Origin of the sequence: Rhizobium sp. 10PS4, assembly GCF_032464805.1 — a bacterium.
Taxonomy (GTDB): domain Bacteria; phylum Pseudomonadota; class Alphaproteobacteria; order Rhizobiales; family Rhizobiaceae; genus Rhizobium; species Rhizobium laguerreae.
In genome coordinates this window covers 14,662-38,659 of sequence record NZ_JAWDIW010000013.1, presented here as the reverse complement: position 1 = coordinate 38,659, position 23,998 = coordinate 14,662, and the positions used below count along the sequence as shown (strand labels likewise).

General features: G+C 62.7%; 26 protein-coding genes. 10 read left to right on the top strand and 16 right to left on the bottom strand.

Annotated elements, in window-relative coordinates:
* The first annotated feature begins 65 nt into the window (after positions 1 to 65).
* Positions 66 to 413 carry a YciI family protein gene (locus tag RWJ89_RS23725; protein ID WP_027666739.1) on the top strand — a complete coding sequence of 116 codons (348 nt, stop codon included), beginning with the start codon at positions 66 to 68 and terminating at the stop codon, positions 411 to 413.
* Positions 414 to 781: 368 nt separating this feature from the next.
* Here RWJ89_RS23725 and RWJ89_RS23720 read toward each other — a convergent pair whose 3' ends face one another.
* Entirely contained in the window at positions 782 to 1,693 is a 912-nt protein-coding gene (locus tag RWJ89_RS23720; protein WP_316031521.1) for a DUF1499 domain-containing protein, read from the bottom strand.
* Positions 1,694 to 2,032: 339 nt separating this feature from the next.
* On the opposite strand from RWJ89_RS23720, the gene RWJ89_RS23715 reads away from it, so the two are divergent.
* Positions 2,033 to 2,425 carry a hypothetical protein gene (locus RWJ89_RS23715; RefSeq protein ID WP_222000528.1) on the top strand — a complete coding sequence of 131 codons (393 nt, stop codon included), beginning with the start codon at positions 2,033 to 2,035 and terminating at the stop codon, positions 2,423 to 2,425.
* Between the two features lie 26 nt (positions 2,426 to 2,451).
* Here the strand turns inward: RWJ89_RS23715 and RWJ89_RS23710 are convergent, their stop codons facing one another.
* Positions 2,452 to 3,006, bottom strand: coding sequence for an ankyrin repeat domain-containing protein (locus RWJ89_RS23710; RefSeq protein ID WP_222000529.1), 555 nt, complete (start codon positions 3,004 to 3,006; stop codon positions 2,452 to 2,454).
* A 15-nt stretch (positions 3,007 to 3,021) separates the two neighbouring features.
* Positions 3,022 to 3,267 carry a hypothetical protein gene (locus RWJ89_RS23705; protein WP_003546063.1) on the bottom strand — a complete coding sequence of 82 codons (246 nt, stop codon included), beginning with the start codon at positions 3,265 to 3,267 and terminating at the stop codon, positions 3,022 to 3,024.
* 144 nt (positions 3,268 to 3,411) lie between these two features.
* Here RWJ89_RS23705 and RWJ89_RS23700 point away from each other — a divergent pair, with 144 nt between their 5' ends.
* On the top strand, positions 3,412 to 3,609 hold the full coding sequence (locus RWJ89_RS23700) for a hypothetical protein (protein WP_222000530.1): 198 nt from the start codon (positions 3,412 to 3,414) through the stop codon (positions 3,607 to 3,609).
* 444 nt (positions 3,610 to 4,053) lie between these two features.
* On the top strand, positions 4,054 to 4,329 hold the full coding sequence (locus RWJ89_RS23695) for a hypothetical protein (RefSeq protein WP_222000531.1): 276 nt from the start codon (positions 4,054 to 4,056) through the stop codon (positions 4,327 to 4,329).
* A gap of 38 nt (positions 4,330 to 4,367) precedes the next feature.
* Here the strand turns inward: RWJ89_RS23695 and ppdK are convergent, their stop codons facing one another.
* From ppdK to RWJ89_RS23660, 7 genes are all read right to left on the bottom strand, one after another.
* Positions 4,368 to 7,076 (bottom strand): pyruvate, phosphate dikinase, encoded by a 2,709-nt coding sequence (gene ppdK, locus RWJ89_RS23690; RefSeq protein WP_316031520.1) that lies wholly within the window; start codon positions 7,074 to 7,076, stop codon positions 4,368 to 4,370.
* Positions 7,077 to 7,920: 844 nt separating this feature from the next.
* Entirely contained in the window at positions 7,921 to 11,382 is a 3,462-nt protein-coding gene (locus RWJ89_RS23685; protein WP_316031519.1) for a chromosome segregation SMC family protein, read from the bottom strand.
* 96 nt (positions 11,383 to 11,478) lie between these two features.
* Positions 11,479 to 12,249 carry a DsbA family protein gene (locus RWJ89_RS23680; protein ID WP_373423267.1) on the bottom strand — a complete coding sequence of 257 codons (771 nt, stop codon included), beginning with the start codon at positions 12,247 to 12,249 and terminating at the stop codon, positions 11,479 to 11,481.
* Between the two features lie 188 nt (positions 12,250 to 12,437).
* Positions 12,438 to 12,662, bottom strand: coding sequence for a type II toxin-antitoxin system RelB family antitoxin (gene relB, locus RWJ89_RS23675; RefSeq protein ID WP_316031518.1), 225 nt, complete (start codon positions 12,660 to 12,662; stop codon positions 12,438 to 12,440).
* A 74-nt stretch (positions 12,663 to 12,736) separates the two neighbouring features.
* Positions 12,737 to 13,318, bottom strand: coding sequence for a Fic/DOC family protein (locus RWJ89_RS23670; RefSeq protein ID WP_168284296.1), 582 nt, complete (start codon positions 13,316 to 13,318; stop codon positions 12,737 to 12,739).
* 3 nt (positions 13,319 to 13,321) lie between these two features.
* Positions 13,322 to 13,519 (bottom strand): hypothetical protein, encoded by a 198-nt coding sequence (locus RWJ89_RS23665; RefSeq protein WP_020048831.1) that lies wholly within the window; start codon positions 13,517 to 13,519, stop codon positions 13,322 to 13,324.
* 117 nt (positions 13,520 to 13,636) lie between these two features.
* Complete coding sequence (locus tag RWJ89_RS23660) at positions 13,637 to 14,134, bottom strand: DUF721 domain-containing protein (RefSeq protein WP_018069144.1); 498 nt, start codon at positions 14,132 to 14,134, stop codon at positions 13,637 to 13,639.
* A gap of 108 nt (positions 14,135 to 14,242) precedes the next feature.
* Here RWJ89_RS23660 and mutY point away from each other — a divergent pair, with 108 nt between their 5' ends.
* The 3 genes from mutY to RWJ89_RS23645 are packed head-to-tail and all read left to right on the top strand — an operon-like array spanning position 14,243 to position 16,334.
* The gene (gene mutY, locus RWJ89_RS23655) at positions 14,243 to 15,346 is read left to right on the top strand and encodes an A/G-specific adenine glycosylase (protein WP_316031517.1); all 1,104 of its coding nucleotides are present in this window, start codon (positions 14,243 to 14,245) and stop codon (positions 15,344 to 15,346) included.
* Positions 15,347 to 15,348: 2 nt separating this feature from the next.
* Positions 15,349 to 15,963 carry an HAD family hydrolase gene (locus tag RWJ89_RS23650; protein WP_222036822.1) on the top strand — a complete coding sequence of 205 codons (615 nt, stop codon included), beginning with the start codon at positions 15,349 to 15,351 and terminating at the stop codon, positions 15,961 to 15,963.
* Between the two features lie 5 nt (positions 15,964 to 15,968).
* Positions 15,969 to 16,334 carry a nuclear transport factor 2 family protein gene (locus RWJ89_RS23645; RefSeq protein ID WP_222062817.1) on the top strand — a complete coding sequence of 122 codons (366 nt, stop codon included), beginning with the start codon at positions 15,969 to 15,971 and terminating at the stop codon, positions 16,332 to 16,334.
* A 111-nt stretch (positions 16,335 to 16,445) separates the two neighbouring features.
* Here the strand turns inward: RWJ89_RS23645 and RWJ89_RS23640 are convergent, their stop codons facing one another.
* The 3 genes from RWJ89_RS23640 to RWJ89_RS23630 all read right to left on the bottom strand — a co-directional run bounded on the left by RWJ89_RS23640 (position 16,446) and on the right by RWJ89_RS23630 (position 18,417).
* Positions 16,446 to 17,600 carry a site-specific DNA-methyltransferase gene (locus RWJ89_RS23640; RefSeq protein ID WP_316031516.1) on the bottom strand — a complete coding sequence of 385 codons (1,155 nt, stop codon included), beginning with the start codon at positions 17,598 to 17,600 and terminating at the stop codon, positions 16,446 to 16,448.
* A 140-nt stretch (positions 17,601 to 17,740) separates the two neighbouring features.
* Complete coding sequence (locus RWJ89_RS23635; protein WP_131666618.1) at positions 17,741 to 18,091, bottom strand: antibiotic biosynthesis monooxygenase family protein; 351 nt, start codon at positions 18,089 to 18,091, stop codon at positions 17,741 to 17,743.
* Complete coding sequence (locus RWJ89_RS23630) at positions 18,088 to 18,417, bottom strand: NIPSNAP family protein (RefSeq protein WP_017993201.1); 330 nt, start codon at positions 18,415 to 18,417, stop codon at positions 18,088 to 18,090. Before RWJ89_RS23630 ends, RWJ89_RS23635 begins: the two co-directional genes overlap by 4 nt.
* Positions 18,418 to 18,489: 72 nt before the next feature.
* Here RWJ89_RS23630 and RWJ89_RS23625 point away from each other — a divergent pair, with 72 nt between their 5' ends.
* A complete protein-coding gene (locus tag RWJ89_RS23625) occupies positions 18,490 to 19,176 on the top strand; it encodes an ArsR/SmtB family transcription factor (protein WP_316031515.1) in 687 nt (228 codons plus the stop codon).
* Positions 19,177 to 19,179: 3 nt separating this feature from the next.
* Here RWJ89_RS23625 and RWJ89_RS23620 read toward each other — a convergent pair whose 3' ends face one another.
* The 3 genes from RWJ89_RS23620 to RWJ89_RS23610 all read right to left on the bottom strand — a co-directional run bounded on the left by RWJ89_RS23620 (position 19,180) and on the right by RWJ89_RS23610 (position 22,830).
* Positions 19,180 to 21,798, bottom strand: a complete 2,619-nt coding sequence (locus RWJ89_RS23620; RefSeq protein ID WP_441005341.1) for an autotransporter family protein — start codon at positions 21,796 to 21,798, stop codon at positions 19,180 to 19,182.
* A gap of 352 nt (positions 21,799 to 22,150) precedes the next feature.
* Positions 22,151 to 22,486: an oxidoreductase gene (locus RWJ89_RS23615; RefSeq protein WP_221947903.1), complete on the bottom strand. Its 336-nt coding sequence runs from the start codon at positions 22,484 to 22,486 to the stop codon at positions 22,151 to 22,153.
* Between the two features lie 128 nt (positions 22,487 to 22,614).
* Positions 22,615 to 22,830 carry a hypothetical protein gene (locus RWJ89_RS23610; protein WP_025393503.1) on the bottom strand — a complete coding sequence of 72 codons (216 nt, stop codon included), beginning with the start codon at positions 22,828 to 22,830 and terminating at the stop codon, positions 22,615 to 22,617.
* A 296-nt stretch (positions 22,831 to 23,126) separates the two neighbouring features.
* Here RWJ89_RS23610 and RWJ89_RS23605 point away from each other — a divergent pair, with 296 nt between their 5' ends.
* Together RWJ89_RS23605 and RWJ89_RS23600 are read left to right on the top strand one after the other, a co-directional pair.
* Positions 23,127 to 23,591, top strand: a complete 465-nt coding sequence (locus RWJ89_RS23605; RefSeq protein ID WP_316031514.1) for a hypothetical protein — start codon at positions 23,127 to 23,129, stop codon at positions 23,589 to 23,591.
* Between the two features lie 52 nt (positions 23,592 to 23,643).
* Positions 23,644 to 23,994, top strand: a complete 351-nt coding sequence (locus RWJ89_RS23600; protein WP_222011247.1) for a hypothetical protein — start codon at positions 23,644 to 23,646, stop codon at positions 23,992 to 23,994.
* Positions 23,995 to 23,998 lie beyond the last annotated feature (4 nt).

Here is a 23,998-nt window from a genome sequence, read left to right as displayed (position 1 = left end):
TTTGCTCTTTGTCGAATCGCGGTGTTCAAGTTCGACTTACATCGACAGCACCATGGAGGAACCGGATGCGCTACCTTTGTCTCTTCTACATCGATCAAACACTTGCTGATGCCGCCAGCAAGGAGGAATGGGCCGAGATCGACCGGGAGTCCTTAGCTTCCAATGAAGAACTCCAACGTTCAGGCCACTATCTCGCCTCCAACGCTCTTGCCGACCCAAAGACCGCAAAGACATTGCGCGTTCGCGCCGGCAAGGTGAGTTGGACCGACGGGCCCTTCGCAGAGACCAAGGAGCATCTGGGTGGCTTCCTGCTCATCGAAGCGAAGAACCTTGCGGAGGCAATGGAGATCGCGGAGCGGGACTCGCTCGCTCGGATGGGGGCGATCGAGGTGCGCGAGACCGCCGGCTTTTAGATTCGAAGTGCCCCGGCTACTTCCCCTCATCCGCCCTACGGGCACCTTCTCCCCGAGGGGAGAAGGGTGAATCGAGAGGTTGCGGCCCGCAGGGCGTCGAGTTTGCCGCACCCGCTCCCGGCCCTTCGCTTTGGGCTCAGGGCGTTCGCCGCTGCAATCGATTCACTGGATCGATTACTGCCGCCTTCGGCGGCACCGCGGCTCACCCGCTGCAATCGATTCACTGGATCGATTACTGCCGCCTTTGGCGGCACCGGTACGGGGGTTGAGTTTGCCGCACCCTCTCCCGGCCCTTCGCTTGGGCTCAGGGCGTTCGCAACTGCAATCGATTCGCCGGATCGATTGCTGGCGCTTTGCGCCACCGTTGCTCACCCACCCGCAATTCCTAAGAGTTCGGCATCCAGCGCCTTCAGATAATCGCTGGCGATTTCGGCGCTGAAGCCGAGGTCGTGTTGGCCGTAGCGGGAGGCGACGCGGATGTCGACGAAGGTGGTTTCGGCCTCTTCGCGGAGCCGGATGATGAAATCGAAGCGCAGGCCGAGGATCAGCGTGCGGGTGGTGCCCTGCAGCGTCACCCCGTTGACGCCGCGGATCAGCTTGGCGACGTCGTCGTCATAGGGACGCGGCGTCGGCACGGGGATGGTATCGGGCGCATCGGCCACCGCATCGTCGCCGGCCTGCGGCGGCTTGACCGGTCTGTCTTCGGGATCGCGGCCCGGCTCGGTGTCGCCGCTGCTCTCGGTGATGGTCATGCCGCTCATCTTGGCGACCTTGCGCACCGCCTCCAGCACGCGGTCGAGCGCGCCCTCATAGCGCCGGCCGGTGAGTTCGGGATAGGCGGCGAGCTGCTTTTCGCGATCCTCCGGCGTCACCTGCACCTTGCGCTTCAGCCAGATCTGGTCGAAATACGGATAGGAAAGCCAGTCGGGCGCGGAGACCGGATCGGTGGAAACGTCGTAGATATCGGGCAGCGTCAGATAGCGCTCGGTGGCATAGGCGCCAAGCGCCAGCGGAAAGGCGGCATAGATCAGCGCCGCCAGCGCCGCCAATCCGCCCTCAGCCCCAGTCATCCAGAGGCTGCGCAGTCCGATGGCTGCCAGCATGGCGGCCAGCAGTGCGCAGCCGGCAGCGACAATCAGCAGCAGCACCAGATAGGGTGTGGCGAGGCCGCCGAAGCGATGGGCGATCATCACGGCCAGCGCCAGCACCAGGGAAAACGCCCCGATGAGCCGCGAAGAGCGGGCGGCGCTGGAAACGGGGCGGTCATAGCGGATGGCCATCAAACTTACCGGTTGCTCGTCAGCGCCCACGCGTTCGACCACGCAAATCGCCTCAACCCTGTTTAGAGCATGATGCCGAAAAGTGTGAAGCGGTTTTCGGACGACGTCATGCTCTATTCTTTGATTTAGATCCGGATTCAGATTTTAGGCCGGCCCGGCCTGAAATCATCCGGATCTGGGGCAAGATTCGGCTAAATTGAAACGATTGTCTGAGGCATTGCGTTGGAATCCACGGCGAACGCCATGGCGAAATGGCGGCTTCTTCATAAGCCCTTGCTGATATGTCAAAAAAAGGCCATTCTGCCGCGGTTTCATCTCCAGATATAAAGGAGAGACGGGATGATTTCACCCGAGATTGCAGCAAGGCCGCAGGCGTCTGCGCTTGGCGGGATCGACCACCAGTCCGAGCCGATGCTGCCGATGGAGCTGCTCGAGCTCGAACTTTCGCTCGAAGGTTATGCCGGCGGCGATGCCGGCTTCTGCGAGGCGGTGCGCCAGGCGGCGGCACGCTCCGGCGGCGAATTGCTGTTCGACCTTCCGGCCGGTGGTCTCATCGATGATTGCCGCCGCATCGCAGTGCTGCGCATTCCAGACGACGGCCAGCAGATGCGCGTCGTGCTGGCGCTGCTCGACGGCAACGGCACGGAGATCCGCATGCAGGCGCCTGATGAAGAGACCGCGCCGCTGGTGCGCTTCGCCGATGCCTTCATCGAGGTGCTGGAGCGGATCTGAGGTTCAGAGCACGGGCGGTCGCTGCGTCAGTTCCTGGTCCCGCTTCTCGTCATCAGGCCGATAAGGTCCTCGTCGCCACTTTGCCGCGCGATATCGAAGGCTGTCACGCCGCTATCATCCTTGGCATCGGGATTTGCGCCGTTCTTCAGAAGCGCGGCGATAACATCAGGCCCATTCTGCCGGTTGAGCATTTGGACGATAAGAGGCGTTCGGCCGCGATTGTCGCGAGCCTCGATGTCGGCCCCCTTCTCTATCAGGAGATTCACCGCCTCAGGATCGGTGATGATGTGGAGAATGCTTATCCCCTCGTCATTCCTGGCGTTGATATCGGCTCCGTTCGCAAGCAGAAGCTCCAGGATTTCCCGCTCGAAATACATGTCGAGAAGGTGGACAGGCTGGAATCGATATTCATCGACGGAGATCGCGAGAGATGGATCTGCCGCAAGCATGGCTCTTACCGTCGTGACATCTCCCACCTGGACGGCATCATGAAATTTCTCGGCGACTTCGGCGTTGGTAGCAGTGGCTGAACTGAATGAAAGTGCCAGGACGGCGATCACGCGCAGGAAAAAGCCAAGCATTGTTACTCCGAAAGACTACCGGCGCTCGGCCGCTGCTTCAGCAACGCTGCGGAAGGGGAACTTGCGCCCGCATTCGCATTTGATGACGAAATTTTCCTGATGGTTGGAAGGCCGCTGCACGCCAAAGCCGCGCGGCAGCTGATCGACCTTGAAATCCGGGTGCTTGCGCTTGGGATCATCAACTTCCGAGGCTTCGGCAAAGCCCTCATTGCCGCATTGCGGGCAGTTCAGTTTTTTCGAAAATCGATCGCGAAGGGCCATGCTCGTTCCAAGGTTTGCCGGCCTCTCAGGGAGAGACCATGTTTTCCTCATACATAGGAATGGCCCTCATGCATAGAAAGGTTGGCCGGCGAAAGTGGAACCAAGTGCCAAGCCTGCCGTTCCTTTTTCGAAAAGGAGGCACTCATGCCGAACAGAAACCCGATCCCGACACCCAATGCCGATACGCCGCGCGGCCCAACGCCGACATCAGGCATTCCCGACCGCATCCAGGAAAAACCGCCGCTTACACCGGCTCAGGACCCGGGCGACACGAAGAACCCGGAGGATCCGCCGCTTAATCCGGCGCTGCTGCCGATCGGGGATCCGGCTGGGGCGGCGTGAAGTCGTGAGAGCGTCACCCCAATCTCCCTCATTCCTGTGCTCGTCACAGGAATCCAATGCGCCCAAGTCCTTGGGCGCAGGAGACCTGCGTCACCTATGAGCGTCATTCACCGCGCAGACGCGCGGTGGCTGGATTCCTGTGACGAGCACAGGAATGAGGGAGGAGAGGTTGGGTGCAGGAGGCTGTAAGGAATGGCAGACCCGACCCCCTTTCGCCCCTACGGGCACCTTCTCCCCGAGGGGAGAAGAGGCAATCGAGAGGTTGCGGCATACCCCCTTCGCCCCGCAAGCGGGGAGAAGGTGCCGGCAGGGCGGATGAGGGGGCCGCACGGTAAACGGCTCACTTTATCACCCAGCTCTCAGCGATCTCCCGGGCGAAGAGCAGCTTGACGCCCTCGCCCGAATGGCCTTTCCTCAGGGAAAAGCATCCCAAGGACCACACCAATGCGCATTCGTCTTCTCATCACCGTCATGGCCGCCATCGTCGCCGGGCTTTCCGCCTGCCAGACGATGACGCCGGAGGAGCGGCGGGCGGCGGATGAGCAGCGGTGCCTGAGCTATGGCTTCCGGCGCGGCACGGATGGTTTTGCCACCTGCCTGCAGCGCATCGATCTCGACCGGCGCGCCGAATCGCGGGCGCAGAGTGCCGAGATGATGAACCGCATGGCCTGGGATCTGAACGGACCGTACTACCGCGATCGTTGGCGCTATCGCTACTGAGTGCCCAGGGCACCCTGCCCCACACTCAACCGAATATCCTACACGGTTGCCCGCCGGTCTTTCGGACCGCGCCGGATCTCTTCCAGACCGCCGGCAATCACCGCCTGCGCCGCCGCCAGTCTGGCGATCGGCACACGGAAGGGCGAGCAGGAGACGTAGTCGAGGCCGATCGTTTCGCAGAAGCGGATCGAGGCCGGGTCGCCGCCATGTTCGCCGCAGATGCCGAGCTTCATGTCGTTGCGGGTGCGCCGGCCGCGTTCGGCGGCGATGCTGATCAATTCGCCCACCCCATCGAAATCGAGCGAGATGAAGGGATCGTGCTCGATGATGCCCTTGCGCTGATAGGTGGGGATGAAGGCCGAGGCGTCGTCGCGCGAAATGCCGAAGGTGGTCTGCGTCAGGTCGTTGGTGCCGAAGGAGAAGAATTCGGCGGCTTCGGCAATCACATGGGCGCGGAGGGCCGCACGCGGCAGCTCGATCATCGTGCCGACGAGATAATCGATCTTCATGCCGGCCTCGCGCATGACGTCGCCGGCGACCTCGTCGATGCGCGCCTTGACGTAATCGAGCTCGGTGCGCAGGCCAACGAGCGGCACCATGATCTCCGGCACCACGGCAGCCCCGGTTTCCTTGGCTGCGGCGACCGCCGCCTCGAAGATGGCGCGCGCCTGCATCTCGACGATTTCGGGATAGGAGATCGCCAGCCGGCAGCCGCGATGGCCGAGCATCGGGTTGAACTCGTGCAGCGCATCGACGCGCTGGCGAAGCACGGACGCTTCCATGCCCATGGCGAAGGCGACTTCGGCCACCTCGTCATCGGTCTTCGGCAGGAATTCGTGCAGCGGCGGATCGAGCAGGCGGATCGTCACCGGCAGGCCGTGCATGACGGTGAAGAGGCCGGTGAAATCCAGCCGCTGCATCGGCAGCAGCTTGTCGAGCGCCACCCGCCTGCCCTTCTCGTCGACGGCAAGGATCATCTCGCGCATCACATGGATGCGCTCGCCCTCGAAGAACATGTGTTCAGTACGGCAAAGGCCGATGCCTTCGGCGCCGAAGGAGCGGGCAGCCAGCGCATCGGCCGGCGTATCGGCATTGGTACGCACCGTCATGCGCCGGGCCCGGTCGGCCCAGCCCATGATGCGGCCGAAATCGCCAGACAGCTCCGGCTGGATCATCGGCACCTCGCCTTTCAGCACCTGGCCGGCCGAGCCGTCGATGGTGATGATATCGCCCTTCTTCAGCGTCACGCCGACGCCGAGCAGCCGCTCGTTGCGTTGATCGATGCGCATGGTGCCGGCGCCGACGACGCAAGGGATGCCCATGCCGCGGGCAACGACCGCCGCATGGCTGGTCATGCCGCCGCGGGTCGTCAGAATGCCTTCGGCGGCATGCATGCCGTGAATGTCCTCGGGGCTGGTCTCGACCCTCAGCAGAATGACCTTGCGGCCTTCGGATTCCGCCTCGACGGCCTCTTCGGCGGTGAAGACGATGGCGCCGGTGGCAGCGCCGGGCGAAGCCGGCAGCCCGCTACCGATCACCTGGCGGGTGACGCGCGGATCAATTGTGGGATGCAGCAGCTGGTCGAGGCTGGAAGGCTCGATGCGCAGCACCGCCTCGTCCTCGGTGATCACCCCCTCGTCGACCATGTCGACGGCGATCTTCATCGCCGCCCGGGTCGAGCGCTTGGCCGAGCGGGTCTGCAGCATCCACAGCTTGCCGCGCTCGATGGTGAATTCGATATCCTGCATGTCGCGGTAATGGATTTCGAGGTCGGTGCAGATGCGGCAGAGCTCGCGGAACGCCTCCGGCATCAGCTTTTCCATCGAGGGTTTTTCGGAGCCGGAGGAAATCCGCCCCTCCTCGGTGATGCTTTGCGGCGTGCGGATGCCGGCCACGACATCCTCGCCCTGGGCATTAACCAGGAATTCGCCGTAAAGCGCCCTCTCGCCCGTCGAGGGGTTGCGGGTGAAGGCGACGCCGGTGGCGGAGCTATTACCGAGATTGCCGAAGACCATCGCCTGGATGTTGATCGCCGTGCCCCAAGCTTCCGGAATATTGTGGAGCTGGCGATAGGTGACGGCGCGCGCGCTCATCCAGCTGGAAAACACGGCGCCGACGGCACCCCAAAGCTGGACTTCGGGATCCTGCGGGAATTCCTGTTCCAGCTCCTCCTCGATCAGCTTCTTGTAGAGGGAGACGATATGCTGCCATTCCGAGGCGCTGAGTTCGGTATCGAATTCATGGCCGAGCTTGGCCTTCTCGTCTTCCAGGATCTCCTCGAAGGCGTCGTTGCCGAGACCCATGACGACATCGGCATACATCTGGATGAAGCGGCGGTAGCTATCCCAGGCAAAACGCGCATCACCGGCATCATGGCCGAGCGCCTGCACCGTCTCGTCGTTGAGGCCGAGATTGAGCACCGTGTCCATCATGCCCGGCATGGAGACGCGGGCGCCGGAGCGCACAGAGAGCAGCAACGGCTGGCTGACCGAGCCGAAGCGGCGGCCGGTGATTGCCTCGATCGCCGATATGCCGGCGCGCACCTCGGCCTTCACCGCATCCTCGATGTGACGGCCGTTCTTGTAATAGGTGTTGCAGGCGTCGCTGACGATCGTCAGCCCCGGCGGCACCGGAAGTCCGAGCGCGCACATTTCCGCGAGATTGGCGCCCTTGCCGCCCAGAATCCCGTGATCGCGCGCCCGGCCCTCAGCCTGCCCGTCGCCGAACCTATAGACCCACTTGGTCATCTTCCCCCCAACACCAAATCGAGATCAGCTTAATCCGTTGGAGTTGAAATGAAAATCGACAAATGCGGCAGAATGTTGCGCTGCACAATAAATCTTCGCCGCAGCCGAGGTCGAAACGATTGAAACATGGCCGACTTGAAAAAAAGCACAAAAAAAGCTTTGCGGGACTGCAACAATGTCCCGCAAAGCCTTGTTTCCGTCCGGCCAGGAAAACCGGACGGGGGGTCCCTCAACCCAGGAGCGGCTCAGCTTTTTTGTAAAGCAGAACCGCTCTGACCTCGTCTTACGCAATTCCTGGAAAATAGATCGCTACGTCCCAAGATTGCTCTCGGTTTCCGGTTCTTGCCCTCGCCCGGAAAACCGCACGCAAATTCGACAATGCGCAACCTCTGGTCGCCCGCTTTCCAGCAGAGTAATTAGGTTGCGTTGAAACAACTTCTAATGCAAGTCAGCGAAAAGAGCATCACCCAAATGGGGTACAGACGGCAAGAGAGCCGACCTTTTTTGGTGTTTATTGCTTGACCCTTGATTCTACGCAATTTCTGGACGCAAAACTGCGCCATAGCTTTACGGAAATTGCGTCGGCGCGGGCGGCGACGTGGATCCTCGGTTGGCGCCAATGACTGCCCCTCACCCTAGCCCTCTCCCCGTAAACGGGGCGAGGGGACGTGCCATACGCAGCGTCGAGATTGGGGGAAGCCGGTGTGGCATATCCCCTTCGCCCCGTTTACGGGGAGAAGGTGGCGGCAGCCGGATGAGGGGCTGCTCTCGCCAATCTTCTGGGCCGGGATGTCCAGTGACAATCAGCCCTTCCCCGGTGCAGAAAACGCGTTCGTCGAAAACCTCAAGCAATCTCGCGCAGGCGCTCGGCCATTTGCAGGTCGACGGAGACCAGCTGGGAGACGCCCTGCTCGGCCATGGTGACGCCGAACAGGCGGTTCATGCGGGCCATGGTGATCGGATTGTGGGTGATGATGACGAAGCGGGTTTCGGTCGAAGCCGCCATTTCGTCCATCAGATTGCAGTAGCGCTCGACATTGTGGTCGTCGAGCGGCGCATCCACTTCGTCGAGCACGCAGATCGGCGCCGGATTGGTGAGGAAGACGGCAAAGATCAGCGCCATTGCCGTCAGCGCCTGTTCGCCGCCGGAGAGCAGCGTCATGGTCTGCGGCTTCTTGCCGGGCGGGCGGGCGAGGATTTCGAGGCCGGCTTCCAGCGGATCGTCGGATTCGATCAGCTGCAGCTCGGCGGTACCGCCGCCGAAAAGATGGGTGAACAGCCGCTGGAACTGGGCGTTGACGATGTCGAAGGCGGCGATCAGCCGTTCGCGGCCCTCGCGGTTGAGGCTCTGGATGGCGCCGCGCAGCTTGCGGATCGCATCGATGACATCGTCGCGCTCCTTGATCAGCGCTTCGAGCTTCTCGCTCAGCTCCTTCTGTTCCTCGTCGGCGCGCAGGTTGACGGCGCCGAGCCGCTCGCGCTCGATCCTCAGGCGTTCCAGCTCGCGCTCGACTTCGCGCGGATCGGGAAGCGCCTGCATGGTCGGACGGCCGGTCAGCTGCAGCGCCTCGTGCGGCGCGACGTTCAGGACCTCACGGATGCGGCCTTCGCTTTCCTGCCGTTTTTCGCGGGCTGAAACCAGGCGCTCCTCGGCGCGGCCGCGACGTTCACGGCATTCGGCAAGTTCCGACAGTGCCGTCGTCGCCTTCTGGTCGGCCTCGCGCTGGATGCGTTCGGCCTCGGCCAGCAGGTCGCTCGCCTGGCGGCGGGCCTCCTCGGCCTTTTGCAATTCGCTGAGCAAAGCGCGGCGCTTGTCGTCGAATTCATCCGGCGCCAATTCGAGCTCGGCTGCCTCGTCCCGCGCCTCTTCCTCGCGCTCGCGTAGCGTCGCGACATGATCTTCAGCACTTGCCGCCCGCTGGCGCCAGGTCTCGCGCTCCTGGCCGATCGCCATGATGCGGCGCTGGCGGGCCTCGTTTTCCCGGGCGAGGCTCTCATGGCGGGCGCGGCTTTCGGCCAGCGCGCCGCGATCGGTCGCAACTTCCGCCTGCTGGAACCGCAGCCGCTCGTCGATATCAGTCAGATCGGGCGCGTCCTCCAGCTCGATGCGGGCAGTCTCTTCCTGGATAGCGATCTCCTCCAGCTGCGACCGCAGCTGGCTGGCGGCCTCGCTGACAACATCGCGGCGGCGGATCAGATCGCCGGAGGCACGCTCGGCGGCAACGAGAGCGTCGCGCGCTTCGGCCAAATGACGCGCCGACAGGCGGCTCATGTCGCGCGCCTCGGCAAGCCTGCGCTCCTCGGCGCGGATCGCTTCGGCGGCGGCTGCCTGCCGCTCTTCGGCTTCGGCAAGCACGTCGCGGGCAAGGGCCGCCTCACCTTCGAGTTCGGCCAGGCGGTTCTTCTGGGCCAGGCGCAGTGCTGCAGCACTCGGGGCGTCGGCACCGGTGACATGGCCGTCCCAGCGATAGACCGCACCCTCTTTCGTCACCAGCCGCTGGCCGGGCTTCAGCGCCGCCATCAGCCGCTCGGCATCGCCTTCCGCCACCAGGCCGATCTGGCGCAGACGGCGGGTGAGTGCCGCCGGCGCGCGGACATGGGCAAGCAGCGGCGCAACAGCGGATGGAAGGGCGGGATCGCCGGCACCGTCGCCATTGTCCGACCAATGGGCTGGCGCCTCGGCATCGAGCGGCGATTCGAGATCGTCGCCGAAGGCGGCACCGAGTGCGGTTTCGAAGCCGCGGTCGACCTTCAGCTCGTCGGCAACCGGCGGAAATTTGCCGGCCGCGGCACCGGCGGCGAGCATGCGGGAAATGGTCCGGGCCTCGGTCTCCAGCGCATTCAGGCTGGAGCGGGCCTGCTCGACCGGCGCACGCGACAGCGCCTCGGTCTGGCGGGCGCTAGCCAGCGCCTGGTCGACCGCCTGGACCGCGGCTTCCGCATCGGCGACGGCGATTTCGCCGGCCTCGACGATGGCGCGTTTTTCGTCGGGATCGGGCAGGCCTGATATCTTCTCGCCGATGGCTGACAGTTCGTGGTTTGCCTCATCCATCTGGCGTTCGAGGCGCATCCGGCGGTCGGCGAGATCGCGGATGGCGCGTTCCAGCTGGTTGCGGCCGGCGGCAGCCTCGGCGCGCTCGGCCGTCAGCTGGGTGAAGATGCGCTCGCTGTCGGCAAGTTTTGCCGCCGCGCCCTCGAACGCCTCGCGGGTTTCCTCGGCATAACGGCCGGAATCGGCGAGAATTTCCGAAATCTCCGCCTCTTCGGCGTCGAGTCTCGCCAGGATGACGGCGTTGTCGGCGACCAACCGCTCTTCGCGGCTTATATCCTCGGCAAGTTGAGCGAGACGGCGGGTCAGTTCGTCGCGGCGGCGCAGGATGCGGCCGGCATCTTCCTCCAGCTGGCTTCTGGCGATCTGCAGGCGCTGCAGGGCGGCGGCGGCACGCGCCTCGCCCTCGCGCAGTTCCGGCAGCTTGAAGCTGGCGATAGCTTGGTTCTTCGCCGCCTCCATCTGCATCTGCGCCTTTTCGGCGACGACGGAGGTCGCCTGGTTCAGCGCGCTGTCGGCCTCGGCCTCGGCCTCCTTCGCCTGCACCCAGCGGATATGCAGCAGCATCGCCTCACGGGCGCGGATATCGGCAGACAGCGTCTTGAAGCGGTTTGCCTGGCGGGCCTGGCGCTTCAGGCTCTCGATCTGGCTTTCGAGCTGCGAGGTGACATCGTCGAGACGCTCGAGATTGCCTTCGGCGGCACGCAACCGCAGTTCTGCCTCGTGGCGGCGGGAATGCAGGCCTGAAATGCCGGCCGCCTCTTCCAGCAGCTGGCGGCGGGCCTGCGGCTTGGCCTGGATCAGCTCGCCGATACGCCCCTGCCCGACCATCGAGGGCGAGCGCGCGCCGGTGGAGGCATCGGCAAACAGCAGCTGCACGTCCTTGGCGCGGCTTTCCTTGCCATTGATGCGATAGAGCGAGCCCTGTTCACGCTCGATGCGGCGGGTGACCTGGATCTCGTCGCTGTCGTTGAAGGCGGCAGGCGCGGTGCGCTCGGCATTGTCGAGATAGAGTGCCACTTCGGCGGTATTGCGCGCCGGGCGGTTTCCCGAGCCCGAAAAGATCACGTCGTCCATGCCGGAGGCGCGCATGTTCTTGTAGGAATTCTCGCCCATCACCCAGCGCAGCGCCTCGACCAGGTTCGACTTGCCGCAGCCATTCGGCCCGACAACGCCGGTCAGTCCCCGCTCGATGATGAATTCCGTCGGTTCGACGAAGGATTTGAAGCCGACCAGGCGCAGCTTGTTGAACTTCATGCAGCCGCTCCGGGGCGCGGGGCGGGCTCGTCATGCAGCCACAAAAAAACAGGCGCACGGCTTTCGCCGTCGCCCGTTCTATCGAAACGATCCGGTTCAGAGCAGGCTGTCGATGAGCTTCGACAAAGTGTCAACCGGCATGTCTCCAGAGTAGCGCTTGCCATTGATCAGGAAAGTCGGGGTGGCGTTGACGCCGAAATCCTTGGAACCTCTTTCCCGCGTGGCGTTCACTTCATCCAGAAGCTTCTGGTTCGTCAAGCATTTCGTGAAGCTATCCTCAGTAAATCCGGCAAGCTTCGACATCTGCAGCAGTGCGGCGCGGCCATCATCGGCGGCTGCCCAGACCTGCTGCTGCTTGAAGAGCATCGAAACCATCGGGAAATACTGTTCCGGCGTGCTCAACTGCTCCGGATTGGAAGAATTGCAGCGGGCGAGCATGAAGGCAGCGGCGGCGCGCGGGTCGAAGGGGAATTCGCGGATGATGAACTGCACCTTGCCGCTGTCGACATATTTCTGCTTGATCGTGTCGAAAACGGTGTTGTGGAAATGGGCGCAATGCGGGCAGGTCATCGACATGTATTCGACGATCTTGACCGGGGCATCGGCCTTGCCGAGCGCCATTTCCGGCAGCACGCCGGGCTTCAGCACTTCGGCCATGTCGACATCGCCGTCGGACTCCGGCATTTCGGTCGCCGAGGTGGCCGCCGTCTGCATGGTGTCGACATTGGTGCCATCAGCCATGGTCTTGCCGGAGGACGAAGCATCGGCAGCGTCGTTGCTGTCGTTGCAGGCGACAAGCACTACGGCAGCTGCGGCGATGGCGATACCGCTGAGCAGGCGGCGTTTCGTCAGTTGCATTTCGGACATCTGCATGGATTCCCCATAGATAGTGAGATTGACGGCATGACTGTGCGATATAACGGCTGGCGGCCACTCACAAGGCACGGTTCGCCAACTTCCTTCAAAGAATTGTGACCGTGGTGGGACGACTAGACCAAAAATTGCAGGATTACATCGAGGCGGCGGCCCACCTCGTATCGGCTGCTCGATGAAACTCAGTTGTCCAAGCCATGACGCGCCAACAGCTCGGCCAGCGGCACGGTATCGCTCTCGCCCTGATGAAGCTCTTCCAGGCGTCTTTCGGAAAGATAGACATCCTCTAGATCGTCGAGATGCGCGAGGATGGCTTGCCGCGCATAGAAGCTCTTGCTGCGGCCGGTACGCCTCGAAAGCTCAATCAGCCGCGCTTCGATATCAGGGGGCAACTGCAAGACCAGCATGATTTTTCTCCCGTCTGCCATATAAGTATGGCATCCGAGGTGTTCGATCGCCAGTCCTCTTCAAGAGGGTTGCGTCAAAGTTCGGTGACGATGTCGAATATGAGCGTCGCTAGCGGCTGCTCGGAGCCCGCAAAGCTCTCGATCATGGCCTCGATGACACGTTCACGATCAAGCACTTCGGCATTGAATGGCAGGCCGACATGTCTGGCCAGAAGCGCGAGGAAGGTCAATTGGGTGCGGCCATTGCCTTCACGGAACGGGTGGATGGCGTTAATTTCGGCAAGGAGGTGCGCAGCCTGAGCCGCAAAGTCAGCCGGTGTCAGACCTTCGAAATAATCCGCCCGGGCCAGCTCCCGGAAAATCCGATTAAGCTCGTTTGGGATAAATTCCGGGTAGCAGAACCAGTTGCCACCCTTACCGATACGGATGGTACGGATCTCACCGCCCCAATCATAGACATCCTGGAACAGGTGGTGATGAAGGGCGAGATAGTGGGCGACATCCAGGTTACCCTCCGGCCAAGGTTCTTCGGAGCGGAGCACGAACATCGTTGTCTCGAACTCGTCGAGCTCGCTCTGGTCCGTGAGGTCCAGTTTGTTGCGGAGCACGGTCGTGCCGGGATAACAGAGGGGATCGGATTCGGCGGTATAGACCAACGCTTAGGCGGACTTGCGCGTGAACTGTGCGCGGATCGCCTGGCGACGTTCTTCGGGCGGCTGATCCTTGGTCTCGGCCAGGAGCTTACGCATGCGCGGGCTGAGTACCAGGCCTTCAACCGCACTGATCTTTTCGGCACTGGCCTGGGTCATGCCGCCGGTCTTGGCGTTGCGGGTCAACTTGGGCGTTTTGCTCGTCATGAGTCAGAATCTAGCACGATCTTACGCGGATCAGCAAAAGGAATTCGCTTAACTGAAGTCAACGCTTGTGGTTCACGGCGAGTGCAGTTCAGGTTGACAACCCATGACCGTAAAGCGCTAGCGTTGATTCCCCCGTTTCCCCATCACCGCGGTCCCCAAGCGCTGGATCGCCTGGCGCAGCTTGTCGTTCTCTATCCCCTCCATCATGCCTTCGAGCTTGCGGGCGGCTTCGCCCTTCAGCGGCGGCGGGGTGCGGGAGCGGCGGATGGCTTGTGAGACCGGCTTTTGGACGATGCGGATCTGGTGGACGGCGGCAAAGCCGAAGAAGCTGTTGATGCGCTGGATGAGTTCGCCCTGGGCATGGGTGAGAAACAGCGCACGCGCGCCTTCGCAGGCAATCGTCAGCACGCCGGGGCGGAAGCCGCCGGTCTCATTGCCGCCGCGGGCCCAGGCGATCTTTTCCGGCCGGGTGCAATCGGCGAAATCCTCGCCGGCGATTTCGCTCCACGAGCCGAGCAGCGCCGTGTTGATGCCGGCGCGCCTGGCAAGCACGGGATCGATCAGCCCGTTCGCCAGCTCGGAGATCTGTTTTGCACCTTTGCGTGGATAACTCATCGAAACCCTTCAGCGACGCCGCCAATTCGCATGCCAATTCGCACAGGCGACTTGATCGCGCGGCATTGCTTCGCCAAGTATAGGCACTTCCCCCCATCGCGGCAAATCATGACGATCACCACACTCGACACGCCCTCCGCCAAGCCCCTGCTCGACTGGTATGATCGCCACCACCGCGACCTGCCCTGGCGCGTTTCGCCAGGCATGGCGGCCCGCGGCGTAAAGCCCGACCCCTATCGCATCTGGCTGTCCGAGGTGATGCTGCAGCAGACGACGGTGCAGGCGGTCAAACCCTATTTCGAACGGTTTCTTGAGCGCTGGCCTGAAGTGACCGACCTTGCCGCAGCCGAAAACGACGCGGTGATGGCGGCCTGGGCGGGGCTTGGCTATTACGCGCGGGCCCGCAACCTGAAGAAATGCGCCGAAGCGGTGGCAAAAGAGCATGGCGGCATCTTTCCCGATACCGAAGAGGGCCTCAAGTCGCTGCCCGGCATCGGCGACTATACGGCCGCCGCCGTCGCGGCCATCGCCTTCAACCGGCAGGCGGCGGTCATGGACGGCAATGTCGAGCGGGTGATCTCCAGGCTCTATGCGATCGCCACGCCGCTTCCTGCCGCAAAGCCCGCGATGAGAGAGAAGGTGGCGCTGTTGACGCCCGCCGATCGGCCCGGCGATTTCGCCCAGGCAATGATGGATCTGGGTGCCACGATCTGCACGCCGAAACGGCCGGCCTGTTCGCTCTGTCCGTTCCGAGATGCCTGTCAGGCGCTGAAGCTTTCCGATCCCGAGCTCTTTCCGGTCAAGGCGGCGAAGAAGGAGAAGCCGGTCCGATATGGCGCGGCCTTCATCGCGGTGACGGGTGATGGCGAGATCCTGCTGCGGCGGCGCATCGACAGCGGCCTGCTCGGCGGCATGACCGAGGTGCCGACGACGGCGTGGACGGCGCGCATCGACGGCGAGACCTCGGCTGCCGCCGCGCCCTTCGAAGCGGCATGGCAGTCCTCCGGCACCGTCATCCATGTCTTCACGCATTTCGAACTCAGGCTTTCGATCTGGCGCGCGGCGGTTGCAGCCAAAGTCGCCCTGGATGACGGCCCGAATGACGGATGGTGGGAGCCGGTTACAAATCTTGAAGCCCAGGCGCTGCCGACCATCATGAAAAAAGCGATCGCAGCGGCTATTCCTCTCGCGTTCAAAACATCCAAGGGATGACCATGACCACCGACATAAGACATATCGTTTTCGACATCGGCAAAGTCCTTATTCATTACGATCCGCATCTTCCCTTCAGCCGCCTCATCCCCGATGAGACCGAGCGCCACTGGTTCTTCGCCAATATCTGCACCCATGACTGGAACATCGAACAGGACCGCGGCCGCACCTGGGCGGAGGCCGAAGCGCTGCTGATCGAACAGCACCCGGCGCGTGAGGAACATATCCGCGCCTTCCGCAAATATTGGCATGAGATGGTGCCGCACGCCTATGACGACAGCGTCGCGATCATGGAAGGGCTGATTGCCGAAGGGCGCGACGTGACGATGCTCACCAACTTCGCCTCCGACACGTTCCGTGAGGCGCAGGCCCGCTTCCCCTTCCTGACCAAACCGCGCGGCGTCACCGTTTCCGGCGATGTCGGCCTGATCAAGCCCGATATCGCCATCTACGAGGCCCATACAAAAAGCTTCGGTCTCGATCCGGCAGCGACGATCTTCATCGACGACGCGCCTGTTAATGTCGAGGGCGCGAGGGCTTTCGGCTGGAATGCGGTGCTGTTTTCAGGTGCGGAAAAGCTGCGCAGCGATCTCGCCGGCTATGGGGTGAAGGTCTGAGACCCATGACTTTCGACCCTGCAAAGCAAATCGAACTCTTTCACGCTGCCATCAACGCCCTCGATTTTCCCGCGATCGAGGCCTATTTCGCCGAGGATGCGACCTATGTCTCGAACGGCGTCGGCGATCTCACAGGACGGATTGAGATCATGGCGGCCTTCCGGCGTTATTTCGACGACTATCCTGATCAGACGGCGGAAAATTCGCTGGTGGAAACATTGACGCCGCTTTCCGGCCGGTCGGTCTGGTCGGTACGCGCCACCCACAGCAAGACGGGCAAGCCGCTGATCCGCGAGGGCGAAGAGACGATCACCTTCAACGCCGAAGGCCGCGTCACACGGGTCGAGGTCACCGATTATCGCGACTTCTGAAATGGTATTCTTGAATAGAAGACGCCCGGAGCTCAAACTCCGGGCGCCTTGGCCTTCTTCCGTAACTGGAGGAAACCGGAAGAAGGTATTTCGATCTCGCGAAGGCGTTGCTCACTCCGCCTTTGCAAGATCACTGCGGATGACGGACCTGAGATCGTCGATCGGGCGCAGGGACCGCCCGTCTTCGAAATGCCAGAAGGTCCATCCGTTGCATGCATCGAGACCCTGCACCTTGGCGCCGAGACGATGAATGGAGCCGGCCTCGCCGCCTGAAGCCACGGTGCCGTCGGCGCGAACGATCGCGCTATAGCGGCGCTTGGCGTCGGTCAGCACCTGACCGGGCTTGATCAGGCCGCTTTCAACCAGCACGTTGAAGGCGACACGGACTTCGGCCTTCTTGCCGGTCATGACGGTCAGTTCCGCCTTGCCGAGCGGCTCGACGGCGGCGATGCGGGCTGTGGCCGCATCGATATAATCCTGTTCGCGCTCGATACCGACGAAGTGACGGCCGAGACGCTTGGCGACCGCACCCGTCGTTCCCGAGCCGAAGAAGGGATCGAGCACGATATCGCCGGGCTTGGTCGAGGCCATGATGACACGGGCAAGCAGCGCTTCCGGCTTTTGCGTCGGATGCGCCTTCTTGCCGTCCTCGCCCTTCAGCCGCTCGCTGCCGTTGCAGATCGGGAAGAGCCAGTCGGAGCGCATCTGCACGTCGTCATTGGCGGCCTTCAGCGCATCGTAATTGAAGGTATAGCCCTTGGCCTTGGCGCTGGGGCTTGCCCAGATCATCGTCTCATGGGCGTTCTGGAAACGGCGGCCCTTGAAATTCGGCATCGGGTTGGTCTTGCGCCAGATGATGTCGTTGAGGATCCAGAAATTCAGATCCTGCAGCGTGGCGCCGACCCGGAAGATATTGTGGTAGGAGCCGATCACCCAGATCGAGCCCGATGGTTTCAGCACGCGGCGGCAAGCCAGCAGCCAGGCGCGGGTAAAAGCGTCATAGGCCTCGAAGGAGGCGAACTGGTCCCATTCGTCGTCGACCGCATCGACCAGAGATTGGTCGGGACGATGCAGCGTACCGCCGAGCTGGAGATTATACGGCGGATCGGCAAAGATGATGTCGACGGAGTGGCTGGGCAAAGCTTCAAGGGCGCTAACGCAATCGCCCTTGATGATCGTGTCGACCCAAGACCCGGCCCTGGAATCCTGCCGGGAATCCGACTTGACGGAAGCCTTGAGGTCGGCAAGCGGAAAAATTGATGCCATTTAAATACTCACTCACGCTCTACGCTTAACTGTCCGTTATGGTTACGCAACTTAGTTACCAAAGCCTGAAGCGCTGGCCGATTTCGGGAATTTTTTCGGGTGGCCGATGAGTGAGCGGCAGATTTTGGCGACGCCGGCGATCAGGCGGCGTCGTGAACGCTTCGGCTGTCGGCCGGCGCTTCGTCGCGTTCGAACATGCCGTAATCGCGGATGACACTGGCGATCCGCAGGCGATAATCGGCGAAGATGCCGCAGCGTCCGGCCTGCTGGGCCGCCCGGTGAACCTCGAGATTGCGCCATTCCTTCACCGCCGCCTCGTCGCGGAAGAAGGAGAGCGACAAGAGCTTGCCGCGCGTCGTCAGGCTCTCGAAACGCTCGATCGAGATGAAGCCGTCGATCTTTTCGAGTTCGCCGCGCAGCTCGCCGGCGAGATCCAAATATTTGTGGCGTTCGCCCATATAGGGCACGACTTCGAAGATGACGGCGATCATGGCAGCACCAGCTTGGCGTGAGGGGCGGAGACATTTTTGAGGAAGATACGATCCTCCTTGAGGATGAAGCCTTCGCGTCTGGCAAATTCGTAATTCTCGCGGCCGAGCGGGTCGGCAGCCAGCCTGGCGCGATAGGCTTCGTAGGCGGCGAGGCTTTCGATATTATAGACGCCGTAAGCCGTCGTTGCCGATCCCTCATGCGGGCCGTAATAGCCGATCAGGTCGGCGCCGTTTTTCGGTATCGCCTGGCCCCAGTTGCGGGCATATTCGGCAAACGCCTCCTTCTTGAAGGGGTCGATCTGATAACGGATGAAGCAGGTGATCATGGGTTTTCTCCTTTGGCTCTTCACCCGTTTTCGCACATTGCCTGACGGCGATGCTTCGGTTACGATCGAAGTATGAAGGAAGGTCCTGACATTGCGCAGATCGGCGCGCTCATCGGCGATCCGGCGCGCGCCAACATGCTGGCGGCGCTGACCGGCGGTCGGGCGCTGACGGCGACCGAGCTTGCCGGCGTCGGCGGCATCACCTTGCAGACGGCGAGCACGCATCTTGCCAAGCTCGAAGCCGGCGGACTGCTAACCCAGCGCAAGCAGGGGCGCCACCGCTATTTCACGCTGGCCGACGAGGCCGCTGCCCGGCTGATCGAAGGCATGATGGGCTTTGCCGCCGGGCGCGGCCATCTGCGCCACCAGCCGGGACCGAAGGAGCCGGCGCTGCGCAAGGCGCGCATCTGTTACGATCACCTTGCCGGCGATTACGGCGTGCGCATGCTCGACAGCCTGATTGCCTCCGGCTCGATCGACGCTGTCGGCGACGGCCTGGCGCTGACGGAAAAGGGCGAAAGCGATCTCCAATGCATCGGCATCGATGTTAGCGACCTCAGATCGTCGCGCCGGCCGCTCTGCCGCTCCTGCCTCGACTGGAGCGAAAGACGCGCCCACCTCGCCGGCAGCCTCGGCAAGGCTCTGCTCTCAAGCTTCCTCGACAAGGGCTGGGCGCGGCGCACGGCGGAAAGCCGCTCGATCCTATTTTCGCCGGAGGGCGACCGGCAGTTTCTGAAGCTTTTTCCGGTCGAGGGCTGATCGCTACCATTTCACGCTGAACCCGGCCTTGGCGCCGAGGGCGTTGCTGTCGCCGAAGTCCTGGAGGCTGGTGCGGGCGAAGGCCTCGCCGTAGGCCGCGTATCGGTCGTCCGCCCAGCTGAGCGAGCCGCCCATGCCAAGGCCGCCCCAGAGCGCCTGGTTCTCGCTGACGAGGCTGGTCCCGGAGACATCGACCTTCGAACCGTCGAGGAAATCGTAATAGAGGTTGGCGATGCCGTAGAACTTCGCGCGGCTGGTCCTTCCGGAGGCGTCCTTCCAGTCGCGGTCATAATCGGCCGAGATGCCGAGGCGGCCGGTCAGGCTGTCACCGTCGTCAAGCGATGCGGCGGCGCCATAGGCATCGGTGAAACTGTCGAAGCGCACGGAGGAATAGGCAAGCTGGACCTGCGGCGTCAGCGACCACTGGTCCGTCAGAGCGATCGTCTGGCCGGCTTCGACGCTGAAGCCATAGCCGAAGCCGTCATTGCCGTCGGCAAGCGTGGTGTGCAGCGTCGAGGATTTGAGATCGCTCTCGTACCAGGTCACGCCTGCCTGCGTATCCAGATAGAAGCCGCTATTGCCGTACCAGGTCAGGGTGCCGTCGAAGCCGTAGCCTGTCGTGTCGATATCGCCCTTGCCGAAGCGCGAGGAGATATCCGCCGAGGCCGTATCGGCATGAAAGCTGACCCCGCCGATCAAGACGCCTGCCCCGCTTTCATGCAGCATTCCGTCGACGCCCGCCTGCATCGTCCAGCTGTCGACGTCGTATTCGGTGCCCGTCGTCGAGCTTTCCGGCTCGAAATGCGAATGCGTGCCGCCGATGCGGGTCCAGATCGCCCTGCCCTGATCATTGGCTGCTTCGTCGGCAGATTGACCATCGTCGCGCCCGCCGGTGCGCTGGCGCAGCGTGCCGAACTGATTAAGGCTTTGAAGCACACCGGCATAGGCCTCATAGAGCGGCACGCCCGGCGCATAGAGCGGCCCGGTCCCGCCGCTGCTGGGATCGAGCACGGTCGAGCGCAGATACCAGTCGCCGTCGCCAGGCGTGCTGAGGCCGTTCTGGTAAAGCCGATAGGCATAGGCGCCGCCCACCACGGCCTGATCGCCCTCGAACACATAGTCGCCTTGCAGCGAGAAGCTGCCGGCCGAGATGCCGCCGACATCGACGATCTTGATGCCTTCGACCGTCTGCGCGCCGCCGCCGCCGAGATTGATGACCTTGACATCAGTCGTGCCCGCCGTGTTGCCCGTCACGACGAGACGGTCGGACGGCGAGGCATCGCCGCCGAGCACGCTTTCGATCTCAAGTGTGCCGCCAGTGCCGGTATAATTGCCTGCGATCGTCAGCGTGCCGATCGAATTGCCGGGTGCCAGCACGCCGGCATTGGTCACATCGCCGAAGATCGTGCCGGTGCCGCCGAGAATGCCGGTTCCCGATGTCGTGACCGGGCTGGTGATCGAGCCGTTGACGGCAAGCCGGCCACCGCTCACCGTCGTCGCGCCGGTATAGGTGTTGACGCCCGAAAGCGTCTGACTGCCGCCGGTGACGGTCAGCCCGCCCGTGCCGCCGATGACGCCAGCGAACGTGTCGTTGGCATTGGCGATCGACAGAGTTTGGGCTCCGAGCAGCACGCTGCCGCTGCCGGCCAGGCTCTGGATCGTCGGGGCGGCGGCTGCCGAAACGTTAAAAGTGCCATCGGCGACGACCCGGCTGGAATTGGCGATGGCGCCGGCACCGGAAAGGGCAAGACTGCTGCCGAAGTCGATCTGCGTCTCGCCGGTATAGACGCTGTTTGCCAGCAGGCTGAAGACGCCGCCGCCGGTGACGGTCAGGCCGCCGACGCCTGAAAACCCCGACGCCGCGTCGGTTCCCACAGCGAAACCGGCAGTATCGATCGTCAGCCCGCCCGCGAGTAGGTTGAGTTCAGTGGCGGAAAATCCGTTGATGAAGATCGCATTGGTGGCAGTCGCGCGCAAAATGCCGTCGTCGAAAGTTGCCTGGCTGCCGCCGCCCGCCCCCCGAAGGGATAACGTTTGCAGCGTACCGCCGCTGCCGATGTTGAGCGTGCCGGACGACCCGGCACTGCCGCCCAAAACTGTATTGGACCCCGCAGTAACCTGGCCGCCATTCTCGATATTGAGTGTACCTGTGCCGGAAAAGCCGAGATAAAAAGTTCCGGCCGGTATGTTCCATTGTGATCCAGGACCGGTGACGGTGACGGTTCCAGTGCTTCCGACTGCTACCCCAACCCGCGAGATACCGCCCGTGCTAGTCAAACGGCTGCCGTTCTGAATAGTCAGCACGCCAGACTTACCGACGCTCTGGCCTACGCTTGTGGTGCCGACCGAGACAACCACCGGCCCGCCGAGGCCGAGGATCACGTTTGGCTGCGTTGTCGCCAGCGCGCCTATATTGACGGCCTGGCCGGCGCCCGGAGCGCTCCCCGTCGACCAGTTGCTCCCGTTCGTCCAGTCCGTGCTTGTCGTGCCGATCCAGTCAGCGCCTTGAGCCGCCGCCGCAGACATCATCATTGACGCCACCGCTGAGACGCCCGCCAGCCCGCGCAGATTGAGGGATGGCGCGCCGATCTTGTTGATGGCCGGCAACGTATCGGCGTCCATGGTCGTCCCCGGAATCGTGAATTGGAACGGCAACTTAGGCGAGCTACAGAATGTAGACAACCTGGAGGTACAGCTAAATAGCTTGTAAGGTTGAAAATTTCTCGCCGGCTTAAAAGGAGTTGCAAGATTGCAAGTTCACATTCGATCGCACAAAAGTCATCGAACCCACGTTAGTTCAAGGTGCATTGCTCGGCCGCCCCAAAGGCACTGGGCGCCTGAGGGGCTGGGCCGCAACGAGGTACATCTTCTCCTAGAGCAATTCCAGGAAAAGTGCGAAGCGGTTTTCCGTCCGGAATTGCGTAAAAACAATGGGATAGAGCGGTTCTGTGCTCCCGTTAAAAGCTGAACCGCTCTAGCACGCGGTCGCAGAATCCGGCTTGTTTGTCGTCGTGCCGGAGGGTGCCGAATTGCCGGGTTGGCCTGCCTGCTGGCGTTGGCAATCATCGGGGTCGCCGCCGGAATTGTTGGCGCCGTTTATCCCTCCTGCGCCGCCGCCATCTGTCGAATTCGCGCCCGAACCGCCCGAGCCCGAATTGCCGGAACCAGAATCCGAACCGCTGCCGGAGCTCGAGGAGCCGCTGCTGCTGCCGGAACCGGATCCGGAACCGCCGCTGCCGCCGGATTGTGCGATGGCGGCCGTTGTCAGGCCAAGTGAAAGCGCTGTTACTGCGAGCAGTCTCAGAAGCATTGGAATCTCCTTTTTGCTTCACCGGGGATAGTGAGCGAACCGGGATTCCTTTGATTTGTTCCGATGAAAATGCGCGGGATCTTGTCGCTGCCAGACCACGTTCTCGGTGCCCGCAAGCTATCGACGGCTTACCTCTGGCAACCTTTCTTCCTCATCTTCCTTTCGATTTTGGCTCTCTTGTCGGTGCCATCCCCAGCATGCTTTCCGCCGGTCAGGGCATTATCCTTCATCGCCTGCAGCTGCGCACAGCTTCGGTGCTTGCCCTTGGCGATGACGTCGGTGGATGTGAAGGCAAACAGCAGCACTACGGCTGCCGCCGGTCGGACGAAAGCTGGAAGCCTCATGGTCCCTCTCCCATTGCAAATGGATGGTACGCCGAGGCCCTTGAAGCCGCAATGAGCGCGGTCCATCCCGATGGTAACGGACGCCGGGATGGAGGTTTTCCAACCCGCCGGCCGGCTCATGAAACCCTCCCAGAACGCTCGAACGTCAACCATGACGGCGAGGTCGGACCAAGGTCCGAGGCCCATCCGACTGAGTGCCTAAGGCAGGAACAGTGGTGTGAGAGCGAAGTTTGTCAGGCAGCTATCCATCCATTCAGGATGCGACGGCAAGTTAGAAACAAACGGAGGAATACACCATGATGAAGGCAACACATCTGGCCTTGGCGGCCGCCCTTTTGGCTGGCACGGCTGTTTCCGGCTTCGCTCAATCGTCTAGTACCGTCGGTACCGGCGGTTCGTCGGCCGGCGGCGGAACTGCGAGCAGCACGGTCGGTACTGGTGGCAGCTCTGCCGGGGGCACCTGCCCTGCCGGCGCAACCAACTGTAATTCCGGCTCATCCTCGACGCTCGGCACCGGCGGCTCATCGGCCGGCGGCGGCACTTCGAGCAGCACGGTCGGGACCGGCGGCTCTGCTGCGGGCTCGGGCGACGCGAACTCGGCCTCGAGCGTCGGGACTGGTGCTTCGTCTGCGGACGGAGACAAGACCGGCAGCACTGTCGGCACCGGCGGCAGCGCCGCAGGAAGCTCTGACAACAAGGGCAAGAAGGGCTGTGCACCCGGACAGGTCAAGAAGGACGCCGCCGGCACAGAAGGCTGCTGACAATGTCGGCCGGCGCCTCGATGGCGTCGGCCAAGCCCTCGGAGATAAAGCAATGGCACAGTTTTCTACAATCGCATTCAGCACGTCACTCGCCCTGATCGCCGGGCAGGCAATGTCCGAGGAGATCAAGCTCGACGACGGAACGACATGCACCGTCGTCCAGTCTCAATCGTCGCAGGGGGACATGTCCACCACCGTGACGGCCGGCAACGGACAGGTTTCGTCATCGACCACGACCGGCGGCGGATCGGCCGGCTCCTCTTCGTCATCCTCCTCCGCCGGCTCCTCGGCCGGATCAGGAAGCGTCGACAGCTTTTCGACGGCAAGCATCACCCGGCCTGACGGCACCGTGATCACCAAACGGTCCGACGGAACCTGCTCGGTCATGAAACCCAAGAAGTAGGAGA